Origin of the sequence: Streptomyces sp. NPDC087787 (assembly GCF_044743035.1) — a bacterium.
Lineage (GTDB): Bacteria > Actinomycetota > Actinomycetes > Streptomycetales > Streptomycetaceae > Streptomyces.
Window position 1 is genome coordinate 20,842 of sequence record NZ_JBIUVQ010000012.1, and the last position, 20,047, is coordinate 40,888.

Consider the following 20,047-nt stretch of genomic DNA (forward strand, 5'->3'; position numbering starts at 1 on the left):
CACGGGGGCGTCGGACGGTGGACGACCATGCCGCCCGGTCGTGCGCCGGCCGGCGCCTACTTCACCGGCTCGGGCTCCGGCTCGGTCTCGTCGGCCGCCTCGCCCGCCGGGTCGACCGGCGTCCTGACGGAGTCAAGCAGCAGCTGGGCGACGTCCACGACCTGGACGGACTCCTTGGCCTTGCCGCCCGCGGCGGAGCCGCTGTCGGATGCGGCCTTCTTGCCGTTGACCGAGTCCGTGAGCATGACCAGGCAGAACGGGCAGGCCGTCGAGATGATGTCCGGGTTCAGCGAAAGAGCCTCGTCGACGCGCTCGTCGTTGATGCGCTTGCCGATCCGCTCCTCCATCCACATCCGGGCGCCGCCGGCGCCGCAGCAGAAGCCGCGCTCCTTGTGGCGGTGCATCTCCTCGTTCCTGAGGCCCGGGACCTTGCCGATGATCTCGCGCGGAGGCGTGTAGATCTTGTTGTGGCGGCCCAGGTAGCAGGGGTCGTGGTAGGTGATGATGCCCTCGACCGGGGTGACCGGGACCAGCCTGCCCTCGTCCACCAGGTGCTGGAGGAGCTGGGTGTGGTGGATGACCTCGTAGTCGCCGCCGAGCTGCGGGTACTCGTTGCCGAGCGTGTTGAGGCAGTGCGGGCAGGTGGCGACGATCTTCTTCGCCGACTTCGGCTTCCTGGATTCGGGCGTGACGTTGCCGTCGTCGTCCGTCTCCTCGCCGAAGGCCATGTTCAGCGTGGCGACGTTCTCCATGCCGAGTTCCTGGAACAGGGGCTCGTTGCCCAGGCGGCGTGCGGAGTCACCGGTGCACTTCTCGTCGCCGCCCATGATCGCGAACTTCACGCCCGCGATGTGCAGCAGCTCCGCGAAGGCCTTGGTGGTCTTCTTGGCGCGGTCCTCCAGGGCGCCGGCGCAGCCGACCCAGTACAGGTACTCGACCTCGGAGAGGTCCTCGATGTCCTTGCCGACGACCGGGACCTCGAAGTCGACCTCCTTGGTCCACTCAAGGCGCTGCTTCTTGGCCAGGCCCCAGGGGTTGCCCTTCTTCTCCAGGTTCTTGAGCATCGTGCCCGCCTCGGACGGGAACGAGGACTCGATCATGACCTGGTAGCGGCGCATGTCGACGATGTGGTCGACGTGCTCGATGTCGACCGGGCACTGCTCGACGCAGGCGCCGCAGGTGGTGCAGGACCACAGCACGTCCGGGTCGATGACGCCGCCGGCGAAGGCGTTGTCGGCGCCGGCCTCCAGCGTTCCGATCAGCGGGCGCTCGGCCTCCGCGAGCGCGGACGCCGGGACGTCCTTCAGCTGCTCCTCGGACGCCTTCTCCTCGCCCTCCATGGTCTTGCCGCCGCCGGCCAGCAGATACGGCGCCTTCGCGTGCGCGTGGTCGCGCAGCGACATGATCAGCAGCTTGGGGGAGAGCGGCTTGCCGGTGTTCCAGGCCGGGCACTGCGACTGGCAGCGGCCGCACTCGGTGCAGGTGGAGAAGTCCAGCAGGCCCTTCCAGGAGAACTGCTCGACCTGGGAGACGCCGAAGACGTCGTCCTCGCCGGGGTCGGTGAAGTCGATCGGCTTGCCGCCGGAGGTCATCGGCTGAAGGGCGCCGAGGGCCGTACCGCCGGTGGCCTCGCGCTTGAACCAGATGTTCGGGAAGGCCAGGAAGCGGTGCCAGGCCACGCCCATGTTGGTGTTCAGGGAGACCACGATCATCCACACGAAGGACGTGCCGATCTTGATCATCGCGGTCAGGTAGACCAGGTTCTGCAGGGTGCCGGCCGACAGGCCCTTGAAGGCGAGCACCAGCGGGTACGAGGCGAAGTAACCGGCCTCGTAGTGCCCCACGTGGTGGAGCGCGCCCTCAAGACCGCGCAGGACGTAGATCGCGAGGCCGATGGTGAGGATGACGTACTCGACGAAGTACGCCTGCCCGGCCTTGGAACCGGCGAAGCGGGACTTGCGGCCGGGCCGGGACGGCAGGCTCAGCAGCCGGATCGCCATGAGCACGGCGATGCCGAGGACGGTCATCACGCCGATGAACTCGATGTACATCTCGAACGGCAGGAAGTCGCCGATGACCGGCAGCGTCCAGTCGGCCCGGAACAACTGGCCGAAGGCCTGCGCGAGGGTGGGCGGCAGCGTCAGGAAGCCGATGGCCACGAACCAGTGGGCGACGCCCACGATGCCCCAGCGGTTCATCCGGGTGTGGCCGAGGAACTCCCGCACCAGGGTCACGCTGCGCTGGTAGGGGTTGTCGCTACGGGTGCCGGCGGGTACGGGCTGGCCCAGCTTGAAGTACCGGACGAACTGGCCGATGGCACGGGCGAGCAGCGCGACGCCGACCACGGTCAGGACCAGCGACACGATGATCGCGGCGAGTTGCATGGGGGCTCCTGAGGCGGCCTCGAAATTACTGAGCGGTAACTTATGTAGTCCGTTTGAGACTACCCCCATCTTCTGACGCAATGCAGCCGGGCGCGGGGTGATCTGGGTCGCTGGAAGCCCTCGTGGGGGCCGTCCGGGGGTACGGGAGGCCCGCCCGGGGATCCGGTCGCGTGCCGTTCGTGTTATTCGCACCCGATCGCCCCATATACCCCTAATTTAAGAACCGTGCTATACGGGATCGCCACCGCCATCACCGCCCTCCTCCTCGCCGCCCTGCTCTCGGCGCTGCTCCGAGTGCTCGCGCTTCGGCTCGGCCTCGTCGACCGCAGGAGGCGGGCACGCCCCTTGCCACTGCTCGGCGGCCTGGCCGTGGTGCTCAGCACCTGCCTGGTCGCCGCGGCCGGCGGCTGGACGGGTACCGCCCCGCTGGGCGACGGGGTGGGCAGGCTGCTCGCCGCGGGTGCCGCGGTCGCCCTGCTCGGGACCGCCGCGGACGTGTGGCGGCTGAAGACACCGTTCCTGTTCGTCGGTACGGCCATCGCGGCGGCCTGCGTGGTGCCGTACGACGAGACCGGGCCCGTGGCCGGGATCGCAGCCGTCGTCTGGATCGCCTGTGTGGCCGCCGCCTTCCGGGGGCTCGATCACGCGGACGGCCTCGCGGGCACGGTGGGGGTGCTCACCGCGTTCGGGGTGGGCGCGTGCGCGGCGGCCGAGGTGATGGACGACCTCGCGGTGCTGCTGAGCGTGCTGGCCGCCGCCCTCACCGGGTTCCTGATGCACAACTGGCATCCGGCGCGGGTGGCCTTCGGCTCCGGCGGCTCGCTGTTCACCGGTTTCGTGCTCGCCTCCACGGCCCTGCTCACCCGTACCGGGTACGACACGGTCTCCACCGTGGCGGTGCTGTTCGCGCTCACCGCCACGGCGAGCGCCGACGCCGTCCTGGTCCTGGTGTCGCGGAAGCTGGCCGGGCGTCCGCTGCTGCGCCGGGGCCCGGACCACCTCGCGCACCGGCTGCGCCGGCTCGGGCCGACCCCGCCGGGCGCGACCGTCCTGCTCGGTCTCGGCACCTTCGCCGCGGTCCTGGTCGGGGTGCTGGTCCATACGGGCTGGGTCGGGCCGAGTGCGGTGGCGTGGGTGGCCGGGGCGGCCCTGGTGGCCGTCCTCGGGCTGCTGCGGGTGCCCGCGTACGCGCCGCGGCGCCCGACCGAACCGAACAACGCCCGCGTGCAGTCCCCGCTCCCGGGTACGCGCACCCAGTCCCGGCTGCCCGGCACGCGGGAGCAGTCCCGGCCGCCCGGGGCCCGGGGGCAGACCCGGGTGCCCGGCACCCGCGGGCGCCCGGAGGAGCGCACGGCCCGGGGCCTTCCCGCCGGGGGTGCCACGCGCGCGCGTGCGGAGGCGTCCGGTGGCGGGGCACCGCCACGCGCGCGTGCCGGCGCTTCCGGCGCCCGCCTCCGCGGCGAGCCCTTCTGGGGCATCCTCCGCGCCCAGGGAGAGTCCGCCGCGGGAGCCCCGCGCGGCCGGATCGCGTACGACGCGGAGGCCGGCGGACCCGGCGTATCCGGGGTGCAGACGCCTCGTCGTCAACTTGAATACCCGCCTCCTCCGCCCAGGCAATCCACATCGCCGCAGGTCAGAGCACCCTTGCGTATAAGGGATGGATAAGTCTTGAGTCGATGTGGCTCAGGTCTGTTGACCCGGCGGTGAGCCTCGGGCACACTTGAGTCCGTTCCACTCAAGTCAGCTGGAGGAATTCACCATGGCACGTGCGGTCGGCATCGACCTGGGCACCACCAACTCCGTCGTCAGCGTTCTCGAAGGCGGCGAGCCCACCGTCATCACCAACGCCGAGGGCGCCAGGACCACGCCGTCCGTCGTCGCCTTCGCCAAGAACGGCGAGGTGCTGGTCGGCGAGGTGGCCAAGCGCCAGGCCGTGACCAACGTCGACAGGACCATCCGGTCGGTCAAGCGCCACATGGGCACCGACTGGAAGATCAACCTCGACGGCAAGGACTTCAACCCGCAGCAGATGAGCGCCTTCGTGCTGCAGAAGCTGAAGCGGGACGCGGAGGCGTACCTCGGCGAGAAGGTCACGGACGCGGTCATCACCGTCCCGGCGTACTTCAACGACGCCGAGCGCCAGGCCACCAAGGAGGCCGGCGAGATCGCCGGTCTGAACGTGCTGCGCATCGTCAACGAGCCGACGGCCGCCGCCCTGGCGTACGGCCTCGACAAGGACGAGCAGATGATCCTCGTCTTCGACCTCGGTGGCGGTACGTTCGACGTCTCGCTGCTGGAGATCGGCGACGGCGTGGTCGAGGTGAAGGCCACCAACGGCGACAACCACCTCGGTGGTGACGACTGGGACCAGCGCGTCGTCGACTACCTGGTCAAGCAGTTCCAGGCCGGTCACGGCGTGGACCTGTCCAAGGACAAGATGGCCCTGCAGCGTCTGCGTGAGGCGGCGGAGAAGGCCAAGATCGAGCTGTCCTCGTCCACCGAGACCTCGATCAACCTGCCCTACATCACGGCGTCCGCCGAGGGCCCGCTGCACCTGGACGAGAAGCTCACCCGCGCCCAGTTCCAGCAGCTGACGGCCGACCTGCTGGAGCGCTGCAAGACGCCGTTCCACAACGTGATCAAGGACGCCGGCGTCTCCGTCAGCGACATCGACCACGTCGTGCTCGTCGGTGGTTCCACCCGTATGCCCGCGGTCGCCGAGCTCGTCAAGGAGCTGACGGGCGGCAAGGAGGCCAACAAGGGCGTGAACCCGGACGAGGTCGTCGCCATCGGCGCCTCGCTCCAGGCCGGTGTCCTCAAGGGCGAGGTCAAGGACGTCCTGCTGCTCGACGTCACCCCGCTGTCCCTCGGCATCGAGACCAAGGGCGGCATCATGACCAAGCTGATCGAGCGCAACACCACGATCCCGACCAAGCGCTCCGAGATCTTCACCACGGCCGAGGACAACCAGCCGTCGGTGCAGATCCAGGTCTACCAGGGCGAGCGCGAGATCGCCGCGTACAACAAGAAGCTCGGCATGTTCGAGCTGACCGGTCTGCCGCCGGCGCCGCGCGGCGTCCCGCAGATCGAGGTGTCCTTCGACATCGACGCCAACGGCATCATGCACGTCACGGCGAAGGACCTCGGCACCGGCAAGGAGCAGAAGATGACCGTCACCGGCGGCTCCTCGCTCCCGAAGGACGAGGTCGACCGCATGCGCGAGGAGGCCGAGCGCTACGCGGAGGAGGACCACAAGCGCCGCGAGGCCGCCGAGGTCCGCAACCAGGGCGAGCAGCTCGTCTACCAGACCGAGAAGTTCCTCAAGGACAACGAGGACAAGGTCCCCGGCGAGATCAAGACCGAGGTGGAGGCCGCCGTCGCCGAGCTGAAGGAACAGCTCAAGGGCGAGTCCGCCGGAGGCGACAACACGGCCGAGATCCGTACCGCCACGGAGAAGGTCGCCGCCGTCTCCCAGAAGCTCGGCCAGGCCATGTACGCCGACGCCCAGGCCGCGCAGGCCGCGGGCGGTGCCGGTGACGCCGGTACGGGCCAGGCCAGGGCCGACGACGACGTCGTGGACGCCGAGATCGTCGACGACGAGCGCAAGGACGGTGCGGCGTGACGGAGGAGACCCCCGGCTTCGAGGAGCATCAGCCGCAGCCTCCGCCGCAGTCCGACACCCCCGACGACGCCGCGCAGGCCGCCGCCCAGGACAAGGGCGCGGCCCCGGCCGGTGAAGCGGACCAGTCGGCCGCGCTGACGGCGCAGCTCGACCAGGTGCGCACGGCGCTCGGCGAGCGCACGGCGGATCTGCAGCGGCTCCAGGCCGAGTACCAGAACTACCGGCGCCGGGTCGACCGGGACCGGATCGCGGTACGGGAGGTCGCTGTCGCGAACATCCTGTCCGAGCTCCTGCCCGTGCTCGACGACATCGGCCGCGCGCGGGACCACGGCGAGCTGGTGGGCGGTTTCAAGTCCGTCGCCGAGTCGCTGGAGACCGTGGTGGCCAAGCTCGGCCTGCAGCAGTTCGGCAAGGAGGGCGAGTCCTTCGACCCGACCATCCACGAGGCCCTGATGCACTCCTACGCACCGGACGTCACCGAGACGACGTGCGTGGCGATTCTGCAGCCGGGGTATCGGATCGGCGAGCGTACGATCCGTCCCGCGCGGGTGGCGGTGGCCGAGCCCCAGCCCGGCGCGCAGACGGTCAAGCCGGCCGAGGAGTCCGGCGCGGCCCCGGACGCCGAGCAGGGTGAGGACAAGGAGAACGGTGGCCCGGAGGAGGGCTGACGCGATAACGGACGACGCACGAGAGGAGGGACGTCGGGGATGAGCACCAAGGACTTCATCGAGAAGGACTACTACAAGGTCCTCGGCGTCCCCAAGGACGCCACCGAGGCCGAGATCAAGAAGGCGTACCGGAAGCTCGCCCGCGAGTTCCACCCGGACGCCAACAAGGGCAACGCCAAGGCCGAGGAGCGCTTCAAGGAGATCTCCGAGGCGAACGACGTGCTCGGCGACGCCAAGAAGCGCAAGGAGTACGACGAGGCCCGCACCCTGTTCGGCAACGGCGGCTTCCGCCCCGGACCGGGCGCCGGTGGCGGCTCCTTCAACTTCGACCTGGGCGACCTCTTCGGAGGCGCCCAGGGCGGCGGCGGGAGCGGCGGCTTCGGTGGCGGAATCGGTGACGTCTTCGGGGGCCTGTTCAACCGGGGCGGGGCGGGCACCACGCGCACCCAGCCCCGGCGCGGCCAGGACATCGAGTCCGAGGTCACGCTGAGCTTCACCGAGGCCATCGAGGGCGCGACGGTGCCGCTGCGCATGTCCAGCCAGCAGCCGTGCAAGGTCTGTTCGGGCACCGGCGACAAGAACGGCACCCCGCGGGTGTGCCCGACCTGCGTCGGCACCGGACAGGTGGCGCGCGGCTCGGGCGGCGGGTTCTCCCTGACGGACCCGTGCCCGGACTGCAAGGGCCGCGGGCTCATCGCGGAGAACCCCTGCGAGGTCTGCATGGGCTCCGGGCGGGCCAAGTCGTCCCGGACGATGCAGGTCCGCATCCCGGCCGGGGTCAGCGACGGCCAGCGCATCCGGCTGCGCGGCAAGGGCGCCCCGGGCGAGCGCGGTGGACCCGCGGGCGACCTGTACGTGGTGGTGCACGTCGGGGAGCACCCGGTCTTCGGCCGGCGGGGCGACAACCTCACCGTCACCGTGCCGGTCACGTTCGCCGAGGCGGCCCTCGGCGGCGAGGTCCGCGTGCCCACCCTGGGCGGTCCGCCGGTGACCCTGAAGCTGCCCCCGGGTACCCCGAACGGGCGTACGATGCGGGCCCGTGGCAAGGGCGCGGTCCGCAAGGACGGCACCCACGGCGACCTGCTGGTCACCGTGGAGGTGAGTGTCCCGAAGGGCCTGTCGGGGAAGGCTCGTGACGCGCTTCAGGCGTATCGCGAGGCCACCGAGGGCGAGGACCCGCGGGCCGAGCTGTTCGAGGCCGCGAAGGGAGCATGAGCGAGATGGACGGCCGCCGCCGCAACCCGTACGAACTGACGGAAGACACACCGGTGTACGTCATCTCGGTGGCCGCCCAGCTGTCCGGACTGCACCCGCAGACTCTCCGTCAGTACGACCGGCTGGGACTGGTGTCCCCCGACCGCACCGCCGGGCGTGGGCGCCGCTACTCGGCCCGTGACATCGAACTGCTCCGCCAGGTACAGCAGTTGTCGCAGGACGAGGGCATAAACCTGGCCGGAATCAAGCGCATCATCGAACTGGAGAACCAAGTCGCGGCGCTCCAGTCCCGGGTCGCGGAGCTCCAGGCGGCGCTGGACGGCGCGGCGGCGGCGATGCGGCAGCGCGAGGCCGCCGTCCACGCTTCCTACCGCCGGGACCTGGTCCCCTATCAGGAGGTCCAGCAGACCAGCGCGCTGGTGGTGTGGCGGCCCAAGCGCCAGCAACCGGACTAGCACCGTCCCGCACTCGAGGGGCCCGGAGGCCGCAAGCCTCCGGGCCGCTTCGTGTTTCCCGGCCGGTCCGGCACCGGTGCGGCAACCTGACCAGGAGCAGGGCAACGGGCCCCGGGCCCTGCCGGACGGCCCTACGGCTTGGCCCGGTCCGCGAGGGACGCGATGCGCCGCAGCTCCGCCAGGTGCCCGGCAAGCGCCTCGTGGCCAGTTTCAGGCTCAGGCCGAGGCCGCCGAGGGCGATGAGCGCCAGCAGGTACAGGCCGTTGAGCCGGCGCGTGCCCGGAGCGGACACCGAGCGGTTGACGGAGACGCCGCGGGAGCGGGCGACGCTCAGGGTGAGCATCGTCGGGAGGACGATCCCCCCGACGATGACGCCCGAGGGCACCATGCTGCCGCCCATGTCGATCGAGGCGAAGACGATGCCCACGCCGAGGCCCAGCCCGGCGTGGTACCACCAGGGCGCGGTGGCGCGGTCGGCGAGGGCGGCGCGCGCGGAGGCCGCGCCGTCCAGGGCTGCGCCGGTCCGTGTCGTGTCCGGGTCCACTCGGATCCAGCCCCGTTCGCGGGCGAGGGGAGCCGCCTGCGGGCTGCCGGCCGCGTCAGGAGTTCTCGGTGGTGCGGCCGGTGCGGGTCCGTCAGGTCCCCCGCCTCTTCGCACAACTGGTGAACTTTCCTCTGGTGAAGGGTCCGCAAAGGGCGTTTGACGGTGATTCCACAAGGCTCCGCAAAGCCTTCACCGCTGCAGCGGAGCGTTACGTTGCTATCTCGTTAAGTGGTTCCGCTTGACGCCGACGGCCGCCTCCGCGTTGGCTTTTCAGTCACCTGGGTCGCAATGCTGCGCCCTCGTCCGGAAGGCACCAGAAGTGAGCACCTTGATGCGTCGTATCGCCATAGCCGTGGCCGCGCCCACGCTGACCTTCTCGCTCGCCGCCTGCGGGTCGCTCAGCGGGTCGGAGAGCGGCAGCGACGCGAGGCCGACCAGGGGCAACGACCTGACGGTCGGTCTGCTGCTGCCGGAGACGGCCAACACCCGTTACGAGAAGTTCGACTACCCCATCATCAAGGAGAAGGTCGCCGCCCTGACCGGGAAGCAGGGCAAGGTCGAGTACGCCAACGCGGACGCGGACGCGAGCCGGCAGGTCGGCCAGATGCAGCGAATGATCGACAACAAGGTCGACGTCATCCTGCTCGACGCCGTCGACTCGCACGCCATCGCCGACATGGTGCAGAAGGCCAAGGACGCGGGCATCCCGGTCATCGCCTACGACCGGCTCTCCGAGGGCCCGATCGACGCGTACATCTCCTTCGACAACGAACTGGTGGGGGAGGTGCAGGGCCGCTCCCTGATCGAGGCGCTGGGCCCCAAGGCCAGCATCTCCGACAAGATCGTCATGATCAACGGCTCGCCCACCGACCCGAACGCCAAGCAGTTCAAGGAGGGTGCGCTCTCCCAGCTCGGCGGGAAGGTCACGATCGCCAAGTCCTACGACACCAAGGACTGGAAGCCGGAGAACGCCCAGGCGAACATGGCCCAGGCGCTCGCCTCGCTCGGCAAGGACAACATCGCCGCCGTCTACTCCGCCAACGACGGCATGGCGGCCGGCGTCATCAAGGCCTTCAAGGACGTGGGCGTCACCGATCTGCCGGTCATCACCGGCCAGGACGCCGAACTCGAGGCCGTGCAGCGGATCGTGGCCGGCGAGCAGTACATGAGCGTGTACAAGCCCTACCCGACGGAGGCCGAGACCGCCGCCCAGATGGCGGTCGCCAAGGTCCAGGGCAAGGACATCCAGTTCGACTCCCTCACCCGGGACCGGGTCAGCAGCCCCACCCACCACGACATCCCGGCCCAGTTGGTCTCCGTGGTGGCCCTGACCCAGAAGAACATCCAGAGCACTGTCGTCGCCGACAAGATCTACAAGTTCGAGGACATCTGCACTCCGAAGTACCAGGCGTCCTGCACGGCGCTCGGTCTCGTGCGGCAGTAACTGCCTGTCGGACCGGGCGCGTTCGGGTCCGACAGCAGGCGCGATCCCGCCGCGATCCGCCGGACACCGGCCCGTACACACCGGTCGAAACCGCTGGTTTTCGAGGGTCGCGCCGACAGCAGCCGTGTTGCACAGCCGGTCCGCTCCGCGCATAGTTGCGCTGCGGAAGACGCGGAGACCGGGGGTGTGATGGGGCATGACCGGGCACGGGACGGCGGAGCATCCACACGGTGCCGACCGACTGTGCGAGGCCGGAGAGCACGTGTACGCCCGGGCCGTACGACGGGGCCGGGTGCCGCGCCGGATCGCCGAGCCGGTGCCCTGCCTGCTCGAACTCGCCCTGCTGCACCCTGACCCCGACGACATGGGCTTCCTGGTGCCGACCGCGCCGCAGGAGGTCATGACCCGGCTGCTGCGCGGGATGTACGACGAGGTCAGTGAGAGCCACCGGCGGGTGAGCTCGGTGGTGGCCGCCGTCGAGCGGTACGGCGGGCTCGGCCGCCAGGCGCGGGTGCCCTCCGCGGCCGTGGAGGGCACGGCGATCCGGGTCCTGGACGGCCTGTCCCGCATCCAGGCGGCCATGGACGAGGCGACGGAGGCGTGCACCACCGAGGTGCTCACCGTCCAGCCGGGCGGCATCCGCCGCGAGCACGAACTGTCCGAGGGGCTGCACCGGGCGCTGGCGCTGCGCGGGCGCGGGGTGCGCATGCGGGACCTGTACACCCATGTGGCCCGGCACGGTCAGGGGCTGCTCAACTACCTGGAACTGCTGGGCGACGCGGTCGAGGCGCGCACGCTGGACGAGGTGATCGACCGGCTGATCCTCTTCGACCGCACGGTCGCCTTCGTGCCCGCCAACGCCGACTGCACGATGGCGCTGGAACTGCGCCATCCCGCGCTGGTGGAGTACCTGGGGACGGTCTTCGAGCGGCTCTGGCGGCTGGCGATCCCGCTGACCGCGCCGCTGCCCGACACGGGCATCGAGGGCATCTCCCACCGCGAGCAATCCATCGCGGCGCTGCTGGCCGAGGGCCACCAGGACGCGGTGATCGCCGAGCGGCTGGGCATCAGCGTCCGCACCTGCCGGGCCCACATCGCCCGGCTGTCCGAGACGCTGGGCGCGGCCAGCCGTACGCAGTTGGGCGTGAGGATCGCCCAGGCGGGGCTCGACGGACCGCCGCGCGCCGCGGGCGTGGGCCCGTTCACGGTTCCTGGTCAAGAAGTCCCGACCGTCCGATGAGGTAGCCCAACTGGGCGCGGCTGCAGCTGCCGAGTGTGGCGGCGAGCTTGGCGATGTGCTCACGGGCGGTGCGTACGTTCATGCCGAGGCGGTCGGCGATGACGGCGTCGGTGTGCCCTTCGACCAGGAGGGCGGCTATGGCGCGCTGGCGGCGGGTGACGCCTCCGGCGGACGGCTGATGGACGATCAGCGGGTACATGGGCGTGGCCAGGCGCCAGAAACGGTCGAAGGCGGTGGCGAAGTAGCCGACCAGGGCGGGGTGGCGGACCGCGAGAGCGAGAGTGCCGTCCGCGTTGGCGGGGACGAAGGCGACGCTGCGGTCGACGACGATGAGCCGGTCGGTGACTTCGTCGAGGGAGCGGGCTTCGACATCACCGGTGAGTGTCTCGTGGTAGGCGGGTATCGAGGGGACATGGCGCAGAGTGTGCTGGTAGAGGGTGCGAATACGCCCGCCGCGGTCCAGCAGCGCTTGATCGCGGTCCAGCGCCACTCCATGTGCCGCCTCGCCCCTTCGGCCGAGGAGGCCGGAGTGCGGCTGTACGCACAGGACTTCCTCGCTCGCTTCGGCCATGGCCTCGGTGATGGCCTGGTTGATCCGCGGTGTACCGCTGAGGATCACGAGCGCCGAGGTGCCCGGCTCCCCGGTGCGCCGGCCGTCGACGCGCATCAGCGGCTCGAAGGTCCGGGCCAGCCGATCCTCACGGCGTCGCTCCTCCGCGATGCGCTCCTCGGCGGCGCGCAGTAGTCGGTGGAGGGCGGCGGCGGGCGCCACGGGCTCCAGCCGGTCGAGATCCTCGACCGCCGGGTGCAGCAGACCGAAGTCGATGAGACAGGGGGCTCCGTCCGCCTCCCCCGCACGCACCCATCCGCTCCGCAGGGCGCGTTCGTACAACTCCGTGCCCGCGGGGCACAGGTCCTCCGGGCCGTGCTCCGGATGACGTGTCGGGCCCACCCCGGTCCTCCCTGTGGCTTCAGTGTTTCTGCTGCAGAATCCCCGACTGGGCAATGAGATAACCGAGTTGTGCGCGGCTGCCGCTGCCGAGGATGGCGGCGAGTTTGGCGATGTGGGCCCGGCAGGTACGGACGTTCATTCCCAGGCGGCGGGCTATGGCCTCGTCGACGTGGCCCTCGACGAGGAGCTTGGCTATGGAGTGCTGGATGTCGTTGATGCCGCCGGGCGCGGTCTCGTAGGGGGCGCCCGCGCTCAGGGGGACCGAGCGGCCCCACATGAACTCGAAGACTCTGATGAGGTAACGGACGAGGCCCGGGTGGCGGAGTTCCAGAGCGACTTGCTGATCGTCGCGGGCGGGGATGAAGGCGACGGTCCCGTCGCACACGATGAGCCGTTCCACCACCTCGTCGATGGTGCGGTACTCGGCCTTCCCCGTCGACAACTGGTCCACGTAGGCCAGCTTCTCGGGGCTGTAGCGAGCGGTGTGCTGATAGAGGGTCCGGATGCGCACGCCGCGCTCGATCAGCGGCCGGTCCCGCTCGAGGCCCTGGGTGAGGCTGCGCTCGGAGAAGCGGTCGTCGCTCGGCTGGATGGTGAGCATCTCGGTGTGGCACTGGGCCGTGGCCGCGTTGAGCGCGGCGTTGATCCGCGCGCCTCCCTCCAGCACCGTGATGGAGTGGTCGGTCGTCGCCGACTGCGCGCTGAGCGCGAGGAACGGCTCAAAGATGTCCGCAAGTTGGATGGACAGCCGTCGGCGGTCCGTGATCTCCCGCTCGATCGGATGGAGCCGCTCGGCCAGCGCGACCGACGGATGTACCGGGCACAGCCAGTCCGTGTCGTCCGGATCCGGGTGGAGAAGGTCGAACTCCACGAGGCAGGGGGCGCTTTCGGCATCCGCCCGGCGGATCCTCCCCAGGCGGAGGGCGTTCGCGTAAAGTCGGCCACCTTCCTCACAAAGTTCGGTCACCGCATGGGGATGCGTCGCCTTAGTCTGATTTGCCACGAAATCTCCACCCCCCAGGGTCCTGAACATGCAGGAACATGATGCATCGATCCTGTGGCCATGACGTGCTGGAATGAGCCATCGTCTTATCCGACGGGGGAAAAGGAGACTTTCAAGTGAGGACGAAGCCGACTATGCGTAAGAGAATGCTTCGCTCGGTGCTTGTGGCCGCCTTCTCCGCCGTTGCGGTCTTCGGAGCGATGGGTGGTCACTCCGGTGCGAAGAGCGACGATCGGGCGGACAGCCACTGGCCGGCGGTCGTGATGGCGGGCCCCCCCGACTCGCACTGGCCGGGCTCTCCCGCGGCAGTTGATTCCGGAGAGCTGATGTGACCACTCCACCCGACGACCGTTCCTTCCGCCGCGAGATGGCCACGGCCTACCGCTCCGGTTGGCACTTCATCGACCTGGTCACCGCCATCCCCCACAGCGGTGACTCGCTGATGGTGACCGTCTTCGGTGAACCGGTCGTCGTGACGAGGGACGACGACGGTGACGTACGGGCGTACCGGTGTCTGCGGCGGCCTCGGGGGGCGCCGCAGCCCGTACGGTGTGCCGTCCGTTACGGAATGATCTTCGTCAACCTGGACCAGAGGGACCACCGCCAGGTGCCGGCACCGCCCTCGGTCCTCAGAGCCATCTCCGCCACCCCCCGCAGTGCCTGACGCGATTCCCCCGTCGTAACAGATCGCTCAGGTGCTTCCCCCCGCAGCGGCGTCACCGTGACCTGAACACGGTGACGCCGCTGTTGTTTTCCCCGGAAAACTCCGGGTATCAGCGGATTCGATCGCTGGCCGAAAATAGCCACCGCTCCGCGGATCGCCGCGCGGTCTCCGCCTCCGCCTGCCGCGCGGGCGCTTCTTCCTCCCCCTTCCTGTCTCCGGGAAAGCTCCCACTCCTGTCCTGGGAAAGCTCCCGGCGTCACCTTGAGTGGAATAGACTCAAGTTTGTGTACGCTGATTGAGTCAGCACTGGGAGATGTGGCAGAGAGCGCTCGTCAAGGAGGAGAGAAGCGACCGTGGACGCCGAGCTGACCAACAGGAGCCGTGACGCGATCAACGCGGCCGGCAACCGGGCCGTACGGGAGGGGCACCCCGACCTGACCCCCGCCCACCTGCTCCTCGCGCTGCTCGAGGGGCAGGACAACGAGAACATCATCGACCTGCTGTCGGCCGTCGACGCCGACCAGGCCTCCGTCCGCTCCGGCGCGGAGCGCGTGCTCGCGTCCCTGCCCAGCGTGACCGGCTCCACGGTCGCGCCGCCGCAGCCCAACCGCGAGCTGCTCGCCGTGATCGCGGACGCGCAGAGCAGGGCGGCCGACCTCGGGGACGAGTACCTGTCCACCGAGCACCTGCTGATCGGCACCGCCGCGAAGGGCGGCGCGGCCGGCGAGGTGCTGTCCGGGCAGGGCGCGAGCGCCAGGAAACTGCAAGATGCCTTCTCGAAGGCGAGGGGAGGACGCCGGGTGACCACACCCGACCCCGAGGGCCAGTACAAGGCCCTGGAGAAGTTCGGCACGGACTTCACCGCCGCGGCGCGCGAGGGCCGCCTCGACCCGGTGATCGGCCGGGACCAGGAGATCCGCCGCGTCGTGCAGGTGCTGTCGCGCCGCACCAAGAACAACCCGGTCCTCATCGGTGAGCCAGGCGTCGGCAAGACCGCCGTCGTCGAGGGGCTCGCCCAGCGGATCGTCAAGGGCGACGTGCCCGAGTCCCTGAAGGACAAGCGGCTGGTGGCGCTGGACCTCGGGGCGATGGTCGCGGGCGCGAAGTACCGCGGCGAGTTCGAGGAGCGGCTCAAGACCGTCCTGGCGGAGATCAAGGACTCCGACGGCCGGATCATCACCTTCATCGACGAGCTGCACACCGTCGTCGGCACGGGCGCAGGCGGCGACTCCGCGATGGACGCCGGCAACATGCTCAAGCCCATGCTGGCCCGCGGCGAGCTGCGCATGGTCGGCGCCACGACGCTCGACGAGTACCGGGAGCGGATCGAGAAGGACCCGGCGCTGGAGCGGCGCTTCCAGCAGGTGCTGGTCGCCGAGCCCAGCGTGGAGGACTCCGTCGCCATCCTGCGCGGGCTCAAGGGCCGCTACGAGGCCCACCACAAGGTGCAGATCAACGACTCCGCACTGGTGGCCGCCGCGACCCTCTCCGACCGGTACATCACCTCCCGGTTCCTGCCCGACAAGGCGATCGACCTCGTCGACGAGGCAGCTTCCCGGCTGCGCATGGAGATCGACTCCTCCCCGGTGGAGATCGACGAACTCCAGCGCGGTGTCGACCGGCTGCGCATGGAGGAGCTGGCGCTCGACAAGGAGACCGACGCGGCCTCGCGCGAGCGGCTGGAGAAGCTGCGCCGCGACCTCGCCGACAAGGAGGAGGAGCTGCGCGGCCTGACCGCCCGCTGGGAGAAGGAGAAGCAGGCCCTCAACCGGGTCGGTGAGCTGAAGGAACGGCTGGACGACCTGCGCGGTCAGGCCGAACGAGCCCAGCGCGACGGCGACTTCGACACCGCCTCCAAGCTGCTGTACGGGGAGATCCCTGACCTGGAGAAGGAGTTGGAGGCCGCCTCGCAGGCCGAGGAGGAGGCATCCAAGGACACCATGGTCAAGGAGGAGGTCGGCCCCGACGACATCGCCGACGTGGTCGCCTCCTGGACCGGGATCCCGGCCGGCCGCCTGCTGGAGGGCGAGACGCAGAAGCTGCTGCGCATGGAGGAGGAGATCGGCCGGCGGCTCATCGGCCAGTCCGAGGCCGTGCGTGCCGTCTCCGACGCCGTACGCCGCAGCCGGGCCGGCATCGCGGACCCGGACCGGCCGACGGGCTCGTTCCTCTTCCTCGGTCCGACCGGCGTCGGCAAGACCGAACTGGCCAAGGCGCTCGCCGACTTCCTCTTCGACGACGAGCGGGCCATGGTCCGCATCGACATGTCGGAGTACGGCGAGAAGCACAGCGTGGCCCGGCTGGTCGGCGCCCCGCCCGGCTACGTCGGCTACGAGGAGGGCGGCCAGCTCACCGAGGCGGTGCGCCGCCGCCCGTACAGCGTGGTGCTGCTCGACGAGGTGGAGAAGGCCCACCCGGAGGTCTTCGACATCCTGCTGCAGGTGCTGGACGACGGACGCCTCACGGACGGCCAGGGCCGCACGGTCGACTTCCGCAACACCATCCTGGTGCTGACCTCCAACCTGGGCAGCCAGTACCTGGTCGACCCGCTGACGAGCGAGGAGGAGAAGAAGGAGCAGGTCCTGGAGACGGTCCGCACCTCCTTCAAGCCGGAGTTCCTCAACCGCCTGGACGACCTGGTGGTCTTCTCGGCGCTGTCCAAGGAGGAGCTCAGCCGGATCGCCGGGCTCCAGATCAACCGGCTCGCCCGCCGCCTGTCGGAGCGCCGCCTGACGCTGGACGTCACCCCCGACGCCCTGGCCTGGCTCGCCGAGGAGGGCATGGATCCGGCCTACGGCGCCCGCCCGTTGCGCCGCCTGGTGCAGACCGCCATCGGCGACCGCCTCGCCAAGGAGATCCTCTCCGGCGAGATCAAGGACGGCGACACGGTCCGCGTGGACCGCTTCGGCGAGGGCCTGCTGGTGGGCCCGGCGACCGGCAAGACGCTGTAGGGGGGTGTCTGACACCCCCTGGCCCCGGCGCGGTCCGCCGCCACGGCGGGTGGCGGACCGCGTCACACCGCGCCGGCCCGGAACCGCGGCCGGGCCGGCGCTGGACGTTTCGTGGGTCCGCCGCTCAGTGGGTACTCGGAGGCCGACAGGACCGTCATGGCCTCCCCCTCCGTTCGCCGGACGTCCACCTGACGGCCGGATCATGTCAGCCCAGGGCTGACAGCCTCCCGGAGGGCTTGCCACCCCCCTCCCCGGATGAGGGAGGATGGCGAGATCCGTACGAAGGGAAAAACACGGTGAGCATCGACCCGTCCTCGATTCCGAACTTCGGGGGCCAGCCCGAGCCGCAGCCCCAGGGACCGGCGGGCCCCGTCGTCCCGGATCAGGACCTCGTGAAGCAGCTCCTGGACCAGATGGAGCTCAAGTACGTCGTCGACGACGAGGGCGACCTCGCGGCGCCGTGGGAGCAGTTCCGTACGTACTTCATGTTCCGCGGCGAGGCGGACCAGCAGGTCTTCTCGGTGCGGACGTTCTACGACCGGCCCCACAAGATCGACGAGAAGCCGCAGCTGCTGGAGTCCATCGACGACTGGAACCGGCGGACTCTGTGGCCCAAGGTGTACACCCACACCCACGACGACGGCACCGTCCGCCTCATCGGCGAGGCGCAGATGCTGATCGGCATGGGCGTGAGCCTGGAGCACTTCGTCTCCTCGACGGTCAGCTGGGTGCGGGCCGCCATCGAGTTCGACCGGTGGCTCGTCGAGCAGCTCGGCCTCGAAGAGGACGTCAACGCGGCGGACCAGCCCGCCGAGCAGGACGCCGACGAGGCGGACAAGCCCGAGGACGACGAGAAGTAGTCCCACGGCCGTCACAGACAGCGGTGTCCGCATGAGCGCGCGCGGACACGCGCCGTAGCCGAGCGAGAGCCCGGCCCGGACGCGCGGCACTGGCCGCGCACCCGGGACCGGGCTCTTCGCCGTAGCGGTGGAAGTACCCCGGCTCACAGGCTCCCGAGGCGGGACACGGCCTCGCTCAGGACGTCCGTTCGTTTGCAGAAGGCGAAGCGGACCTGGGTGCGGCCCGCCTCCCGGTCGTCGTAGAAGACCGCGTTGGGGATGGCGACCACGCCGCAGCGTTCGGGCAGGGCGCGGCAGAAGGCGATGCCGTCCTTCTCGCCGAGCCGGGCGATGTCGGTGGTGATGAAGTACGTGCCCCGGGGGCGGAAGACCTCGAAGCCCGCGTCGGCCAGGCCGGAGGCGAGCAGGTCGCGCTTGGCGCGCAGGTCGTCGCGGAAGCCGGTGAAGTGGCTGTCGGGGAGGGCGAGGGCCTCGGCGATCGCGTACTGGAACGGCCCGGCGCTCACGTAGGTGAGGAACTGCTTGGCCGAGCGGACCGCCGTGACCAGGGGAGCGGCGGCGGTGACCCAGCCGACCTTCCAACCGGTGAACGAGAACGTCTTGCCGCTCGAAGAGATGCCGACCGTGCGCTCGCGCATGCCGGGGAACGTGGCGAGCGGGATGTGCTCGGCGTCGTCGTACACCAGGTGCTCGTACACCTCGTCCGTCACCACGAGCAGGTCGCGTTCGACGGCGAGCCGAGCGATCTCGGCCAGTTCGGCGCGGGTGAGGACGGTGCCGGTCGGGTTGTGCGGGGTGTTCAGGAGCAGCAGCCGGGTCCGCGGGGTCACCGCGTCGCGCAGTTCGTCCAGGTCGAGTCGGAATCCGGCGTCCCCGCCGTGGTGCGGCCGGAGGGTCACCGGCACCCGCTTCGCGCCCGCCATCGCGATGCAGGCGGCGTAGGAGTCGTAGTACGGCTCCAGGGCGATCACCTCGTCGCCGGGCTCCAGGAGCGCGAGCAGCGCCGCCGCGATCGCCTCGGTGGCGCCCGCGGTGACCAGCACCTCGGTGTCCGGGTCGTAGGAGAGCCCGTACCGCCGCCGCTGGTGCTCCGCGATCGCCGTGCGCAGCTCGGGGACGCCCGGGCCCGGCGGGTACTGGTTGCCCCGCCCGTCGCGCAGGGCGCGCACGGCCGCCTCCCGGATCTCCTCGGGGCCGTCGGTGTCGGGGAAGCCCTGCCCCAGGTTGATCGACCCGGTCCGCACGGCGAGCGCGGACATCTCGGCGAAGATCGTCGTCCCGAACTCGGCGAGCCGGCGGTTGAGGAGCGGGCGTGCGCTGGAGGTCATGCCGGCCATCCTCCGTCCAAGCTCTGGACTTCCTCAAGTGTGCTTTGGCCGGTCCGGCGGCCGGGCATCTCCCGGGCACGCTGCGAGGCGCCCACGGGGGGCCGCTTCGGCAACAACGCCCCGGGAAGGTCCGGCGGGCGTCCGGGGAACGGTCCGGGGCGCGGCCGGCGAGGTTCCGGGGACGGAGGGAGGGGGACGCCATGGTGTGGGGCATCGTCCTGGCGATGATCGCGGTGCTGTGCGTGACCGCCGTGGCAGCGGGGCGCCGCAGGGCCCGCCGCGACCGGTTCGTCAAGTCGTACCGCGGCCGGCGCACCGGGTCGGCCGGCGGGGGGAGCGCGAGCGGCGGGGCTGCCGGCTGGTGGGCCGGGTCGGACGGCGGCGGTGGCTGTTCGTCCGGCGGCGGCCATCACTCGGGTGGGGGTCACTCGGGAGGGGGGCATCACTCGTGTGGGGGTCACTCCTGCGGAGGGGGCTCGTCGTGCGGGGGCGGGTCGTCGTGCGGAGGCGGCGGATGCGGAGGAGGCAGCTGACACGGGGCGGCCGAGCTCCACGGGGGAACCGCATCCGGGCCGGCGCCCGTCGGGAGGCAGTCTCCGGCGGGCGCACCGGCCCCGATGCGCGACTCCTGTCACCTGTCGGCGTTGAACAGATGAGCTGTGGGGCCCTCTGAGGGATGGAAACCGCACGAAGTTGGGTAAAAACCCTGTGGTGGAA

General features: G+C 70.3%; 14 protein-coding genes. 10 read left to right on the forward strand and 4 right to left on the reverse strand.

Translation table 11 applies throughout. The features are described 5' to 3' along the window. Nucleotides 1–56: 56 nt before the first annotated feature. Nucleotides 57–2,384: a (Fe-S)-binding protein gene (locus tag ACIOWN_RS19880; RefSeq protein WP_362349918.1), complete on the reverse strand. Its 2,328-nt coding sequence runs from the start codon at nt 2,382–2,384 to the stop codon at nt 57–59. 225 nt (nt 2,385–2,609) lie between these two features. Here ACIOWN_RS19880 and ACIOWN_RS19885 point away from each other — a divergent pair, with 225 nt between their 5' ends. The 7 genes from ACIOWN_RS19885 to ACIOWN_RS19915 all read left to right on the forward strand — a co-directional run bounded on the left by ACIOWN_RS19885 (nt 2,610) and on the right by ACIOWN_RS19915 (nt 11,572). Beyond that, on the forward strand, nt 2,610–4,049 hold the full coding sequence (locus tag ACIOWN_RS19885) for an undecaprenyl/decaprenyl-phosphate alpha-N-acetylglucosaminyl 1-phosphate transferase (RefSeq protein WP_401982973.1): 1,440 nt from the start codon (nt 2,610–2,612) through the stop codon (nt 4,047–4,049). 94 nt (nt 4,050–4,143) lie between these two features. Beyond that, nucleotides 4,144–6,006: a molecular chaperone DnaK gene (dnaK, locus tag ACIOWN_RS19890; protein ID WP_362349920.1), complete on the forward strand. Its 1,863-nt coding sequence runs from the start codon at nt 4,144–4,146 to the stop codon at nt 6,004–6,006. Next, on the forward strand, nt 6,003–6,674 hold the full coding sequence (gene grpE / locus ACIOWN_RS19895) for a nucleotide exchange factor GrpE (RefSeq protein WP_362349922.1): 672 nt from the start codon (nt 6,003–6,005) through the stop codon (nt 6,672–6,674). Before dnaK ends, grpE begins: the two co-directional genes overlap by 4 nt. Before the next feature lie 39 nt (nt 6,675–6,713). Next, nucleotides 6,714–7,889, forward strand: coding sequence for a molecular chaperone DnaJ (gene dnaJ, locus ACIOWN_RS19900; RefSeq protein WP_362349924.1), 1,176 nt, complete (start codon nt 6,714–6,716; stop codon nt 7,887–7,889). A gap of 5 nt (nt 7,890–7,894) precedes the next feature. Beyond that, nucleotides 7,895–8,344 carry a heat shock protein transcriptional repressor HspR gene (locus ACIOWN_RS19905; RefSeq protein ID WP_100568395.1) on the forward strand — a complete coding sequence of 150 codons (450 nt, stop codon included), beginning with the start codon at nt 7,895–7,897 and terminating at the stop codon, nt 8,342–8,344. 875 nt (nt 8,345–9,219) lie between these two features. Next, nucleotides 9,220–10,332, forward strand: a complete 1,113-nt coding sequence (locus ACIOWN_RS19910; RefSeq protein ID WP_401983082.1) for a sugar ABC transporter substrate-binding protein — start codon at nt 9,220–9,222, stop codon at nt 10,330–10,332. Nucleotides 10,333–10,528: 196 nt separating this feature from the next. Then, complete coding sequence (locus ACIOWN_RS19915) at nt 10,529–11,572, forward strand: helix-turn-helix transcriptional regulator (protein WP_362349927.1); 1,044 nt, start codon at nt 10,529–10,531, stop codon at nt 11,570–11,572. Here ACIOWN_RS19915 and ACIOWN_RS19920 read toward each other — a convergent pair. Together ACIOWN_RS19920 and ACIOWN_RS19925 are read right to left on the reverse strand one after the other, a co-directional pair. Then, a complete protein-coding gene (locus ACIOWN_RS19920) occupies nt 11,535–12,524 on the reverse strand; it encodes a helix-turn-helix transcriptional regulator (RefSeq protein ID WP_401982976.1) in 990 nt (329 codons plus the stop codon). The two genes, ACIOWN_RS19915 and ACIOWN_RS19920, sit on opposite strands and share 38 nt — an antisense overlap. A 19-nt stretch (nt 12,525–12,543) precedes the next feature. Then, a complete protein-coding gene (locus ACIOWN_RS19925; protein WP_362349929.1) occupies nt 12,544–13,557 on the reverse strand; it encodes a helix-turn-helix transcriptional regulator in 1,014 nt (337 codons plus the stop codon). 298 nt (nt 13,558–13,855) lie between these two features. On the opposite strand from ACIOWN_RS19925, the gene ACIOWN_RS19930 reads away from it, so the two are divergent. The 3 genes from ACIOWN_RS19930 to ACIOWN_RS19940 all read left to right on the forward strand — a co-directional run bounded on the left by ACIOWN_RS19930 (nt 13,856) and on the right by ACIOWN_RS19940 (nt 18,002). Next, nucleotides 13,856–14,191 (forward strand): hypothetical protein, encoded by a 336-nt coding sequence (locus tag ACIOWN_RS19930; protein WP_100568401.1) that lies wholly within the window; start codon nt 13,856–13,858, stop codon nt 14,189–14,191. Between the two features lie 353 nt (nt 14,192–14,544). After that, nucleotides 14,545–17,142, forward strand: coding sequence for an ATP-dependent chaperone ClpB (gene clpB / locus ACIOWN_RS19935; RefSeq protein ID WP_401982978.1), 2,598 nt, complete (start codon nt 14,545–14,547; stop codon nt 17,140–17,142). A gap of 296 nt (nt 17,143–17,438) precedes the next feature. Continuing rightward, nucleotides 17,439–18,002, forward strand: coding sequence for a YbjN domain-containing protein (locus ACIOWN_RS19940; protein WP_362349933.1), 564 nt, complete (start codon nt 17,439–17,441; stop codon nt 18,000–18,002). A gap of 143 nt (nt 18,003–18,145) precedes the next feature. Here the strand turns inward: ACIOWN_RS19940 and ACIOWN_RS19945 are convergent, their stop codons facing one another. Continuing rightward, on the reverse strand, nt 18,146–19,339 hold the full coding sequence (locus ACIOWN_RS19945; RefSeq protein ID WP_362349934.1) for a pyridoxal phosphate-dependent aminotransferase: 1,194 nt from the start codon (nt 19,337–19,339) through the stop codon (nt 18,146–18,148). Nucleotides 19,340–20,047 lie beyond the last annotated feature (708 nt).